At 56.8% G+C, this 12618-nt stretch carries 11 protein-coding genes; 10 read left to right on the top strand and 1 reads right to left on the bottom strand.

Annotated elements, in window-relative coordinates; genetic code table 11:
- Positions 1-66: 66 nt before the first annotated feature.
- The 6 genes from cspE to ACCC84_RS01895 all read left to right on the top strand — a co-directional run bounded on the left by cspE (position 67) and on the right by ACCC84_RS01895 (position 4328).
- Positions 67-276, top strand: coding sequence for a transcription antiterminator/RNA stability regulator CspE (gene cspE / locus ACCC84_RS01870; RefSeq protein ID WP_004928244.1), 210 nt, complete (start codon positions 67-69; stop codon positions 274-276).
- 220 nt (positions 277-496) lie between these two features.
- Complete coding sequence (locus ACCC84_RS01875; protein ID WP_004964790.1) at positions 497-718, top strand: cold-shock protein; 222 nt, start codon at positions 497-499, stop codon at positions 716-718.
- 109 nt (positions 719-827) lie between these two features.
- Positions 828-2054, top strand: coding sequence for a winged helix-turn-helix domain-containing protein (locus tag ACCC84_RS01880; protein WP_371901491.1), 1227 nt, complete (start codon positions 828-830; stop codon positions 2052-2054).
- 300 nt (positions 2055-2354) lie between these two features.
- Positions 2355-2537, top strand: a complete 183-nt coding sequence (locus tag ACCC84_RS01885) for a Trm112 family protein (protein WP_039992255.1) — start codon at positions 2355-2357, stop codon at positions 2535-2537.
- Positions 2534-3283 carry a 3-deoxy-manno-octulosonate cytidylyltransferase gene (gene kdsB / locus ACCC84_RS01890; protein WP_004964780.1) on the top strand — a complete coding sequence of 250 codons (750 nt, stop codon included), beginning with the start codon at positions 2534-2536 and terminating at the stop codon, positions 3281-3283. Before ACCC84_RS01885 ends, kdsB begins: the two co-directional genes overlap by 4 nt.
- Before the next feature lie 148 nt (positions 3284-3431).
- Entirely contained in the window at positions 3432-4328 is an 897-nt protein-coding gene (locus ACCC84_RS01895) for a YcbJ family phosphotransferase (protein WP_004964779.1), read from the top strand.
- Here ACCC84_RS01895 and elyC read toward each other — a convergent pair.
- Positions 4305-5111, bottom strand: coding sequence for an envelope biogenesis factor ElyC (gene elyC, locus ACCC84_RS01900; RefSeq protein ID WP_004964774.1), 807 nt, complete (start codon positions 5109-5111; stop codon positions 4305-4307). The genes ACCC84_RS01895 and elyC overlap by 24 nt on opposite strands.
- 153 nt (positions 5112-5264) lie before the next feature.
- Between elyC and cmoM the strand changes: the two genes are divergently transcribed.
- Genes cmoM through mukB form a run of 4 tightly spaced genes read left to right on the top strand, consistent with a single transcriptional unit; the run spans position 5265 to position 12529 of the window.
- Positions 5265-6050, top strand: a complete 786-nt coding sequence (gene cmoM / locus ACCC84_RS01905; RefSeq protein ID WP_371901492.1) for a tRNA uridine 5-oxyacetic acid(34) methyltransferase CmoM — start codon at positions 5265-5267, stop codon at positions 6048-6050.
- Positions 6047-7369 (top strand): chromosome partition protein MukF, encoded by a 1323-nt coding sequence (mukF, locus tag ACCC84_RS01910; protein WP_004964768.1) that lies wholly within the window; start codon positions 6047-6049, stop codon positions 7367-7369. The genes cmoM and mukF overlap by 4 nt, the downstream gene beginning before the upstream one ends.
- A complete protein-coding gene (mukE, locus tag ACCC84_RS01915) occupies positions 7350-8078 on the top strand; it encodes a chromosome partition protein MukE (RefSeq protein ID WP_039992254.1) in 729 nt (242 codons plus the stop codon). The genes mukF and mukE overlap by 20 nt, the downstream gene beginning before the upstream one ends.
- Positions 8075-12529, top strand: coding sequence for a chromosome partition protein MukB (gene mukB / locus ACCC84_RS01920; RefSeq protein WP_004964763.1), 4455 nt, complete (start codon positions 8075-8077; stop codon positions 12527-12529). The genes mukE and mukB overlap by 4 nt, the downstream gene beginning before the upstream one ends.
- The last annotated feature ends 89 nt before the right edge of the window (positions 12530-12618 follow it).

Here is a 12618-nt window from a genome sequence, read left to right on the forward strand (position 1 = left end):
ATGTTTCTGAAAACGGCCACCATTGCCTTATGGCAGATTTTGTAAATATATTTAAAGGTAAAAGTAATGTCTAAGAAGACTGGTCAAGTTAAGTGGTTCAACGAGAGCAAAGGTTTTGGTTTCATTGAGCAACACGACGGCGGTAAAGACGTATTCGTACACTTCTCCGCAATCATGACCGACGGTTTCAAGACTCTGGCTGAAGGCCAGCGTGTCGAGTATACCATCCAGGACAGCCCGCGCGGGCCGGCTGCCGCCAACGTTGTTGCTCTGTAATCACAGTCAATAGCGTAAACGTTCTTAATACAACCGGGACACGGGCACTATTGCCACTCCCTGCGGAAGATATTAAGTACACCAAGCCCGCCGTAGTGCGGGTTTTTTAATTTTTTGCTCACGAGAGGTTTGTTACGAAAAACTTTAGGATGGGCTGGTAGCGTCCCGACAATAATAAAAATGACGTTGTCATGGATGCTCAAGTAAAAGGATAGAATCTATGTTTAAAAATACCGTGTTAAAAATGGGCCGAGTGAAATGGTATGACCAAGCCGAAGGCTATGGCGTTATTTCTCCGGTTGATGGTAGTGACGAAATTTATGTTAGCCGCCGTGCTATCGCCAATACCAAAAATAAATCGTTAAACGAAGGTCAGAACGTCGAGTTCTCGATCTACCGCAGCTCTCACGGGCTGTCCGCCGCAGACGTCATCGCGTTCTAAGGCACTCCTTCCTCGCCAGTGCCGGTGCCGCCACCCCCAAGCACTGGCGAAGAAAAATCCCCCAAATTCCACTATCATCAGGCGATTGCCAAATCACCTGGATGTCCGCATGCCAATACCACAAATTTCGCTCGCCGCTGCCCGCTCGCTGCATCTTGCCGCTCAGGGCCTGCTGGTTCCCAGCAAACGCAAAGCCAGACCTGACGATGTGATTGCCGCCATTCGGCGCATGGGATTATTGCAGATCGATACCATCAGCGTGGTCGCACGCAGCCCGTATCTGGTGCTGTTCAGTCGATTGGGCGCCTATTCTCCCGAGTGGCTGGAGCAGGCGTTAGCGGGGCGCCAGCTGTTTGAATATTGGGCGCACGAAGCCTGTTTCCTGCCGATTGAAGATTTTGCGTTATTGCGCCACCGCATGCTGGATCCGCAGGGTATGGGCTGGAAATATTCTCAAGCCTGGGTCGACAAACATCAGGCCGCGATTGACGATTTGCTGGCATACGTGGCTGAGCAAGGCCCGGTGCGTTCAGCCGATTTCAACGCCGAAAAAAAGGGCAGCAACGGCTGGTGGGACTGGAAACCAGAAAAACGCCATCTGGAGATTTTATTTACCGCCGGCCGGCTGATGGTGGCCGAACGCCGTAATTTCCACCGCGTTTACGATCTTACCGAACGTCTGTTACCGGATTGGCACGATGCTACCCAGGCACTGCCCGCGGCGGCGGCACGTGAGGAGATGTTGACTCGTAGCTGCCGTTATCTGGGCATTTTCAAGCCGGAGTGGCTGGCGGATTACTATCGCCTGAAACGCGTATCGCCGCAAAAACTACTGGATCGCCTGACGCGAGCTGACGAAATCATGCCGGTACAGGTCAGCGGGCTCGACGGCACATGCTATGTGCACCATTCGCTGGCGCAGCAATTGGCGCTGGCGCAACAGGGCAAATTGAAATCTAGCGTCACCACGTTACTGTCGCCCTTCGATCCGGTGGTGTGGGATCGCCGCCGCGCCCAGCAGCTGTTCAATTTTGAGTACCGGCTCGAATGCTATACGCCGAAAGAAAAACGGCAATATGGCTATTTCACGTTGCCGGTGCTGCAGCGTGGTGAATTGATTGGGCGTATTGATGCAAAAATGCACCGTCGCAAAGCGGAGTTTGAAGTCATCAGTTTTTATACCGAGCCACAGGTACGTATGGGGCGGCAGCGTTGTCAGGATGTTTTTCAGGCGATCGAGCGAATGGCCAAATGGCATGGCGCCACGCGGGTCACGCTGGGGGAGATACCGGCTTCGGTCCGTAGCGAATGGGGCAGCGGTTGGGACGTGGGATAACGAACGACGTTGTTATGGGGGGGTAAAACGAGTGACAGCGCCGTTCGTTACAAGCTGAGCCTCAGTTGCTGAAATTGGCAAACAGGGCGATGATTTTGTGAATACGTTTCATCATTTGCAGGTATAACATTAATTATGTGATGCGTGTCACATAATTTACACCGATGCGGTGCGTAATACAACCGTAAAACCCGCTTGGGGAAAAGAGCAGCAGTTGCATCACCGATGATTAACCTGCCGCTGGACGATATGCTATTCTGTTGCACTTTCCTGATGTCACATTCCCCGCATGGAGGAAGCATGGATCACCGTTTACTCGAAATCGTTGCCTGCCCGGTCTGCAACGGAAAGTTGTACTTCAATAAAGAAAATCAGGAGCTGGTGTGTAAGCTGGACGGTCTGGCCTATCCGTTACGCGACGGTATCCCGGTGCTGCTGGAAAATGAGGCGCGTACGCTGCCACTGGACGAGAAACACGCATGAGTTTTATCGCTATCATTCCTGCTCGTTATGCATCCAGCCGTTTGCCGGGCAAACCGTTGGCAGACATCCACGGTAAACCGATGGTGGTACACGTGATGGAGCGCGCGCGCGAGTCCGGCGCCGCTCGCGTGATTGTTGCCACCGATCATCCCGACGTTGCCCGCGCGGTAGAAGCTGCCGGCGGTGAAGTCTGCATGACCAGCCCGGATCACCATTCCGGCACCGAGCGTCTTGCAGAGGTGATCGAGCATTACGGTTTTGCCGACGATCAAATCATCGTCAACGTGCAGGGTGACGAGCCGCTGATCCCGTCGGTGATTGTTCGGCAGGTGGCCGAAAACCTGGCCAGCAGCAGCGCCGGCATGGCAACCCTGGCGGTACCGATCGAAACGGCGGAAGAGGCCTTTAATCCCAATGCGGTCAAGGTGGTAATGGACGAGAAAGGCTACGCGCTGTACTTTTCACGGGCCACCATCCCGTGGGATCGTGAGCGTTTTGCCCAGAGCAGGGAACAGATCGGCGACAGCCTGCTGCGACATATTGGTATTTATGCCTACCGCGCCGGGTTTGTACGCCGTTATGTCAGTTGGGCGCCGAGCCCGTTAGAACAGATCGAACTGTTGGAGCAGCTGCGAGTGCTGTGGTACGGCGAAAAGATCCACGTCGCGGTGGCCAAGGCCATTCCAAGCGTCGGCGTCGATACGCCGGACGATTTACAACGCGTGCGCGACAGCCTACGGCGTTAAGTCGCTATGCCCAGCGCCGTCGGTACGCCCGTGCCGGCGGCAGATCCCCCTGCGTTATCCCCGTTTTATTGATCTGCGTTGAGGAATTTTCCCGTTCATCGTTCGATGATGTAAGGCGTTCTCTACGATTTCGTGAGGTTTAGCCTAAGTGGAACAGTTACGTGCCGAACTGAGCAGAGTACTGGGTGAGCCAGTCAGCCGGCTGGAGCGTGTCAGTGAACAGCCGTATGCACACCTGTATTCGCTGTACGATCGGCAGGGGCATGCCATCCCATTGGTGGCGAAGAGCTTTGTCTGCGCGGGTATTGCCCAGCAGGAGGCCTACAAGCTGTCGATGCTGGCACGGGAAGGTGACGTGCGCCTGCCGGCGGTATTCGGCGTGATTTACACCCAACAGGCGCCATACTCTGAGGTGTTGCTGATTGAGCGCTTGCGCGGCGTTGCCGTTGAAGCGCCTAGCCGCACGCCGGATCGTTGGCATATGCTGATGGAGCAGATCGTCGACGGCATGCTGGCCTGGCATCGCATCGACAGCCACGGCTGCGTCGGCACCGTCGACAGCACACAGGAAAACGATTGGTTCTGTTGGTATCAGCAACGGATAGAAGTGCTGTGGTCCACCCTTAACAACCAGGATTCTCGCCTGCTTACCATGGCCGACCGCCGATTGCTGTACCGCACGCGTGAGTCATTGACCCATTTTTTCGTCGGATTTGACGACCCTTGCGTGCTGGTACACGGCAATCTGTCGCTGCGCAGCATGCTCAAGGATGCCAAAACCGATCAACTGTTGGCGATGATTAATCCCGGCATGATGCTGTGGGCGCCGCGAGAATATGACCTGTTCAGACTGTGCGAGGCGGGGATGCCCAGCCAGCTGCTGTTCCATTACCTACGGCGAGCGCCGGTGGCGGAATCCTTTCTGGCGCGGCGCTGGCTGTATGTCATCTGGGAAGCGATGGGGCGCATGATTCACACCGGTAAACTGGATCGGCCGCAGTTTGACGTTGCGTCGCAGCAGTTAATGCCGTGGCTGGCCGGCTGACGAGCCTTGATCCACCGCCGGCGCTGCATCCTGTCCCTTTAATCGCTGCCACAGGCTGCCGAGCGTTTCATACCAGGCGCGCTCGCTGTGTCCGAGGAACATGGCCGAAGGCATCACCCGATCCCAGATATTGAGCGGTGAGGCGATCGCCAACTGATTGGCCGGCGCCGGGATCGGTTGCAATCCCTGTGCTTCAAAGAAACGCATCGCACGCGGCAGATGATTGGCCGAAGTCACCAGAATAAACCGCTGCTTGCCAACCAATTGCGCCACCTGCATTGCTTCCTGTTCGGTGTCGAGCGGCCGATCCAGCACCACTATATCGCTGCGTGGCACGCCAAGGCTGGCCGCAACCCGCGCCGCGGTTTCCGCATTGCTGAGGGTATTGGCGCCGCGCGCGCCGGTAAACACCATTTTTGCCCCCGGGTGGCTCAGGTAAAGCCGCACCCCTTCGGTAACGCGCGGTAAACTGTTGCCAATCAGATTGGAGCTCGGCGCCCATTGCGGATTGAAAGTATAACCTCCCCCCAAAACCACGATATAATTCACCGGGTCATTACCGTTATACGTAACATATTCTGACTCAATAGGTCGCAGCAGTCGATCGGCCACCGGTTGCAGACTGAAAAGCAGTAAAAATAGCCAGCTCAGACTGAGAATCACTTTGGCGCTTTTTTGCCAACGGGTAAACCACAGCAGCAATAAGGCCAGAGCCATCAGCAGCAAGAGCGCGGGCAACGGCATCAAAATGGCGCCGATAAACTTTTTCAGGGTAAACAGCATCAGAAATCAGGTCCTTTTGGGCGAAAAAACGACATCCGGGCGCAATCAGGCCGCAAGAAGATTTATTCTATGCCAGTCTGTGCCAAAATAGCAGGTTTGAATGGGCGGGTGCGTTGCCCCACGCCAAAAGAACATCAGCGGAGCCGTTGTCCAATGCACGATCGCAATTTTGACGATATTGCTGAAAAGTTTGCGCGTAACATTTACGGCACCACCAAAGGGAAGATTCGCCAGGCGGTGGTGTGGCAGGATCTGACCACGTTGCTGGCGCAGTTGCCGCCGCGGCCGTTGCGCATCCTTGACGCCGGCGGCGGCGAGGGCCATATGGCCTGCCAACTGGCAGAATTAGGACATCAGGTGTTGTTGTGCGATCTTTCTGGTGAGATGATCCAGCGCGCGGCGCAGTTGGCCGAGCAAAAAGGTGTGAGCCAGAACATGCAATTCATACAAAGTTCGGCTCAGGAGATCGGCCAACATTTGGAACAGCCGGTCGATCTGGTATTGTTCCATGCTGTGCTTGAATGGATTGCCGAGCCGCAGGTGGCATTAAAAGCGCTGTACGACTGCCTGCTGCCCGGCGGCGCGCTGTCGCTGATGTTTTTCAATGCCAACGGCCTATTGATGCGCAATGTGGTATTGGGTAACTTTCAGTTGGTCAACCCGGAAGTCAGACGCCGCCGCAAGCGCTCGTTGTCGCCACAATACCCGCACAGCCCGCCGCAGGTTTACGGCTGGCTGGAGAGTCTGGGAATGCGCATCGGCGGTAAGACCGGGGTGCGGGTGTTCCACGATTATCTGCAGAGCAGGCAATTGCAGACACAAAAATTTGAAGAATTACTGGCGCTTGAACAACACTATTGCCGGCAGGAGCCGTATGTGAGTTTGGGGCGCTATATTCACGTCATGGCGCATAAACCAAACCTGAAGGACGAACTATGAGTGAATTTTCCCAGACTGTACCCGAACTGGTCGCCTGGGCACGGAAAAATGATTTCTCTATTTCGCTCCCTACGGAGCGTCTCGCGTTTCTGCTCGCCATCGCCACCTTGAACGGCGAGCGACTGGACGGCGAGATGAGCGAAGGTGAGCTGGTTGATGCATTTCGCCATGTCAGCAAAGGGTTTGAACAGACGCATGAAACGGTAGCGATCCGCGCCAACAATGCGATAAACGACATGGTGCGCCAGCGCCTGTTGAACCGGTTTACCAGCGAACTGGCGGACGGCAACGCCATCTACCGTCTAACGCCGCTCGGTATCGGTATTACCGATTACTATATCCGTCAGCGCGAGTTCTCTACCCTGCGTCTGTCGATGCAGCTGTCGATCGTGGCGCAGGAGCTGAAGCGCGCCGCCGACGCCGCCGAAGAAGGCGGAGATGATTTCCATTGGCACCGCAACGTGTTTGCACCGCTGAAATATTCGGTGGCTGAAATCTTTGACAGCATCGACATGACCCAGCGAGTGATGGATGAACAGCAGCAGGGGGTAAAGGAAGACATCGCCGCGCTGCTCAACCAGGATTGGCGCGCCGCGATCTCCAGTTGCGAAATGCTGCTGTCGGAAACCTCCGGCACGCTGCGCGAACTGCAGGATACGCTGGAAGCGGCAGGGGACAAGCTGCAGGCCAATCTGTTGCGCATTCAGGATGCCACGCTGGGGGAGATGGAGCTGGGCTTCGTCGACAAGCTGGTGTTTGACCTGCAAAGCAAGCTGGATCGTATTATCAGTTGGGGTCAGCAGGCGATCGATCTGTGGATCGGCTACGACCGCCATGTGCACAAGTTTATCCGTACCGCGATCGACATGGATAAAAACCGCGTATTCGCCCAGCGTCTGCGTCAATCGGTGCAAAACTATTTCGACAATCCGTGGACGCTGACGCATGCCAATGCCGACCGTCTGCTGGACATGCGCGATGAAGAGCTGGCACTGCGCAGCGATGAAGTGACCGGCGAACTGCCGCCGGATCTGGAGTTCGAAGAGTTCAGCGAGATCCGTGAACAGCTGGCTGCGATGATCGAACAGGCGCTGAAGGTTTATCAGGAACAACAGTTGCCGCTCAATTTAGGGGCGGTAATGCGCGATTATCTGGCGCAATATCCGCGTGCGCGTCATTTTGACGTAGCACGCTTAGTGGTCGACCAGGCAGTGCGCCTTGGTGTGGCTGAAGCTGATTTTTCAGGGTTGCCGGCGCAATGGCAGGCAATCAATGATTACGGAGCCAAGGTACAGGCCCATGTCATCGACAAATATTGAACACATTATGCCAGTGAAACTGGCCAAGGCATTGTCTAACGCGCTGTTCCCGGCGCTTGACAGCCAACTGCGTGCGGGTCGTCATATCGGCATCGATGAGCTGGACAACCACGCCTTCTTAATGGATTTTCAGGACGAGCTGGAAATATTTTACGGCCGCTACAGCGTGGAGCTGATCCGCGCGCCGGAAGGGTTCTTCTATCTGCGACCGCGCTCCACCACGCTGATCCCGCGTTCGGTACTGTCCGAGCTGGACATGATGGTGGGCAAGATACTCTGCTATCTCTACCTGAGCCCGGAGCGCCTGGCGCATGAAGGTATCTTCAGCCACCAGGAACTGTATGACGAACTACTGAGCCTGGCGGATGAAAACAAACTGTTGAAGTTCGTCAATCAGCGCTCAACCGGCTCTGACCTGGATCGCCAGAAACTGCACGAAAAAGTGCGCACCTCGCTGAACCGCCTGCGTCGTTTGGGCATGGTCTATTTCATGGGCGGCGACAGCAGCAAATTCCGTATCACCGAAGCGGTGTTCCGCTTTGGCGCGGACGTGCGCAGCGGAGACGATCCACGTGAGGCGCAGTTGCGCATGATCCGTGACGGTGAAGCGATGCCGGTGGAAAATAGCCTGCTGCTGAATGACGAGTCGGACAGCGAAGATCCATCGACGGACCACACCCCGGACAGTGCAGAGGATGAACAGGAATGATTGAACGCGGTAAATTTCGCTCACTGACGCTGATTAACTGGAACGGTTTCTTCGCCCGCACTTTTGATCTGGATGAATTGGTCACCACGCTTTCCGGTGGCAACGGCGCCGGTAAATCCACCACCATGGCGGCGTTTGTTACGGCATTAATCCCGGACCTGACGCTGCTGCACTTTCGCAATACCACCGAAGCTGGTGCCACCAGCGGTTCGCGCGACAAAGGCCTGCATGGCAAATTGCGTGCCGGGGTGTGTTATTCCACCCTCGACGTGGTTAACTCGCGTCACCAGCGGGTGGTGGTGGGGGTTCGTTTGCAACAGGTTGCCGGCCGCGATCGCAAGGTCGACATCAAGCCGTTCACCATCCAGGGGCTGCCGACGTCGGTCCAGCCGACCGAAATTCTGACCCAGACGGTGGGCGAGCGTCAGGCTCGCGTACTGTCGCTACAAGAATTAAAAGAACGCGTCGAAGAGATGGAAGGGGTGCAGTTCAAACAGTTCAACTCGATCACCGACTATCACTCGCTGATGTTTGACCTGGGCGTGATCCCGAAACGTCTGCGTTCCTCGGCGGATCGCAGCAAATTCTATCGTCTGATCGAAGCCTCGCTGTACGGTGGGATTTCCAGCGCCATTACCCGCTCGCTGCGTGATTACCTGTTGCCGGAAAACAGCGGCGTGCGCAAGGCGTTTCAGGATATGGAAGCCGCATTGCGCGAAAACCGCATGACGCTGGAAGCGATTCGCGTCACCCAATCCGACCGTGACCTGTTTAAGCACCTGATTTCCGAAGCCACATCCTACGTGGCGGCGGACTATATGCGTCACGCCAATGAACGGCGCATCCATCTGGATGGCGCGTTGGTGCTGCGCAACGATTTGTTCGGTAGCCGCAAGCAGCTGGCCGCCGAGCAGTATCGCCACGTGGAAATGGCACGTGAGCTGGGTGAGCAAAGCGGTGCCGAATCGGATTTGGAAACCGACTACCAGGCGGCCAGCGATCACCTGAACCTGGTGCAGACCGCAATGCGCCAGCAGGAAAAGATCGCACGTTACGAAGCCGACCTGGAAGAGCTGACCTACCGGCTGGAAGAACAGAACGAAGTGGTGGCGGAGGCCAGCGAACAGCAGGCGGAAAACGAAGCACGCGCCGAAGCGGCCGAGCTGGAAGTGGACGAGCTGAAAAGTCAGTTGGCCGATTACCAGCAGGCACTGGACGTGCAGCAAACGCGTGCCATCCAGTATCAGCAGGCGTTACAGGCGTTGGAGCGCGCGCGCGCGCTGTGCCAATTGCCGGAGCTGAGCGCCGAAAACGCCGAGCAGTGGCTGGAAACCTTCCAGGCTCGCGAGCAGGAGGCAACCGACGCCTTGCTGAAGCTGGAGCAGAAGCTGAGCGTGGCCGATGCTGCTCACAGCCAGTTCGAGCAGGCCTATCAGCTGGTGTGCAAGATCGCCGGCGAAGTCAGCCGCAGCGAAGCCTGGCAAACCGCGCGCGAGCTGTTGCGCGATTGGCCTTCACAGCAGCATCAGGCGGAACGCGTACAGCCGTTGCGCCTGCGCCTGAGCGAACTGGAACAGCGCCTGCGTTCGCAGCAGGACGCCGAGCGTTTGTTGCAGGAGTTCTGCAAACGCCAGGGGCGAGATTACCAGCCGGACGAGCTTGACGCCTTGCAGCAAGAGTTGGAGGAACGACTGGAGTCGCTGTCGCTGAACGTCAGCGAAGCCGGCGAACGGCGGATGGAAATGCGCCAGGAACTGGAGCAGATCCAACAGCGTATCAAAGAGTTGACCGTGCGCGCGCCGGTATGGCTGGCGGCGCAGGATTCACTGGGCCAGTTGAGCGAACAGAGCGGCGAGCCGCTGGAAAACAGCCAGCAGGTTACCGAGTACATGCAGCAGTTGCTGGAACGCGAACGTGAAACCACGGTTGAGCGTGATGAAGTGGCTGCCCGCAAACGCGAGATCGACGCACAAATCGAACGTCTCAGCCAGCCGAGCGGCGCGGAAGACCAGCGTCTGGTGACCCTGGCTGAACGCTTCGGTGGCGTATTGCTGTCTGAAATTTATGACGATGTAACCATCGACGATGCGCCGTACTTCTCGGCGCTGTACGGCCCGTCACGTCATGCGATCGTGGTACCGGATCTGTCGCTGGTTCGCGAGATGCTGGAAGGTCTGGAAGATTGCCCGGAAGATCTCTATCTGATCGAAGGGGATCCACAGTCGTTCGATGACAGCGTGTTTGCCGTTGAAGAACAGGAAAAAGCGGTGGTGGTGAAAATCGCCGACCGCCAATGGCGTTATTCCCGCTTCCCGGAAGTGCCACTGTTTGGCCGCGCGGCGCGTGAGCAGCGTCTGGAAGTGTTGCACGCAGAGCGCGAATCGTTGGCTGAACGTTATGCCAACCTGTCGTTCGACGTGCAGAAAACCCAGCGCTCTCACCAGGCATTCAGCCGGTTTATCGGCACACACCTGGCGGTGGCGTTTGACGCCGATCCGGAAGCGGAAATTCGCACGCTCAACGGCCGTCGCAACGAAATCGAACGTGCGCTGAATAATCATGAAGCGCAGAACCAGCAGCAGCGTCAGCAATACGAGCAGGCAAAAGAAGGCATTTCGGCGTTGAACCGTCTGACGCCGCTGGTTTCCTTGCTGAATGACGACACCTTGCAGGATCGGGTGGAAGAGCTGCACGAAGAGCTCGAGGAAGCGCAGGATGCTGCGCGTTATCTGCAACAGCATGGCGTATCGCTGACCAGGCTGGAACCGCTGGTATCGGTGTTGCAAAGCGATCCCGAACAGCACGAGCAGCTGCAGCAGGATTACCAGCAGGCGCAGAGCGTACAGCGTCAGGCCAAGCAACAGGCGTTTTCCCTGACTGAAGTGGTGCAGCGTCGTGCACACTTCAGCTACACCGATTCCGCCGGTATGCAAAATGCCAACAACGATCTTAACGACAAGTTGCGTCAGCGGCTGGAGCAGGCAGAAGCGGAGCGCAGCCGTGCCCGCGATCGGCTGCGCCAGTATCAGACCCAGTTTACCCAGTACAGTCAGGTGCTGGCGTCGCTGAAAAGTTCCTACGACGCCAAACGCGACATGCTGAAAGAGCTGAGCCAGGAACTGGTCGACATCGGCGTACAGGCCGATGCCAACGCCGAAGCGCGTGCGCGTCAGCGCCGTGACGAACTGCATGCTGCGCTGAGCAATAACCGCGCCCGTCGTAACCAGCTGGAAAAACAGCTGACCTTCTGCGAAGCGGAAATGGACAGCCTGCAGAAGAAACTGCGCAAGCTGGAACGCGATTATCATCAGTTGCGTGAGCAGGTGGTGACCGCCAAGGCCGGCTGGTGCGCAGTGATGCGCATGGTGAAAGACAACGGCGTCGAACGCCGTCTGCACCGTCGTGAACTGGCTTATATGGACGGCGACGAACTGCGCTCGATGTCGGATAAGGCGCTGGGTGCATTGCGTCTGGCGGTTGCGGACAACGAGCATCTGCGCGACGTGCTGCGCCTGTCGGAAGATCCGAAGCGGCCTGAACGTAAAATCCAGTTCTACATCGCGGTGTATCAGCACCTACGTGAGCGTATTCGTCAGGATATCATTCGTACCGACGATCCGGTCGAGGCCATCGAACAGATGGAAATCGAACTGGGCCGATTGACCGAAGAGCTGACGGCACGTGAACAAAAACTGGCGATCAGTTCCAAGAGTGTGGCGAACATCATTCGCAAAACCATTCAGCGCGAACAGAACCGTATCCGCATGCTCAACCAGGGCTTGCAGGCAGTATCCTTTGGTCAGGTGAAGAGCGTACGTTTGAATGTCAACGTGCGCGAAGCCCACGCCACGCTGCTGGATGTGCTGTCAGAGCAGCAGGAACAGCACCAGGATCTGTTCAACAGCAACCGGCTGACCTTCTCCGAAGCGCTGGCCAAGCTGTATCAGCGCCTGAACCCGCAAATTGATATGGGTCAGCGCACGCCGCAAACCATCGGCGAAGAGCTGCTGGATTACCGTAACTATCTGGAACTGGAAGTCGAAGTATTCCGTGGTTCCGACGGTTGGCTGCGGGCCGAAAGCGGCGCCTTGTCTACCGGTGAAGCGATCGGGACCGGCATGTCGATCCTGGTGATGGTGGTTCAGAGCTGGGAAGAAGAGTCGCGCCGCCTGCGCGGCAAGGATATTTCGCCGTGCCGTCTGTTGTTCCTGGATGAAGCCGCGCGTCTGGATGCCAAATCCATCGCTACGCTGTTCGAACTGTGCGACCGACTGGAAATGCAGCTGATCATCGCGGCGCCGGAAAATATCAGTCCGGAAAAAGGCACCACCTATAAACTGGTGCGTAAGGTGTTCCAGAATCAGGAACACGTCCACGTGGTCGGCCTGCGCGGCTTTGCCGCAGAACCGCTGGCGGTGGGGACCAACCCGGCGGAGGCGCCGCAGGCATAAGCCAAAAGCGTCCTTAAAAATCTGAAAATAGCCGCCTTGGGGTGGCTATTTTTTTTCGGTACGAGGATGATAGTGCGTTTTTGGCCGCC

The organism is Serratia odorifera (assembly GCF_041448735.1).
Taxonomy (GTDB): Bacteria; Pseudomonadota; Gammaproteobacteria; order Enterobacterales; family Enterobacteriaceae; genus Serratia_F; species Serratia_F odorifera.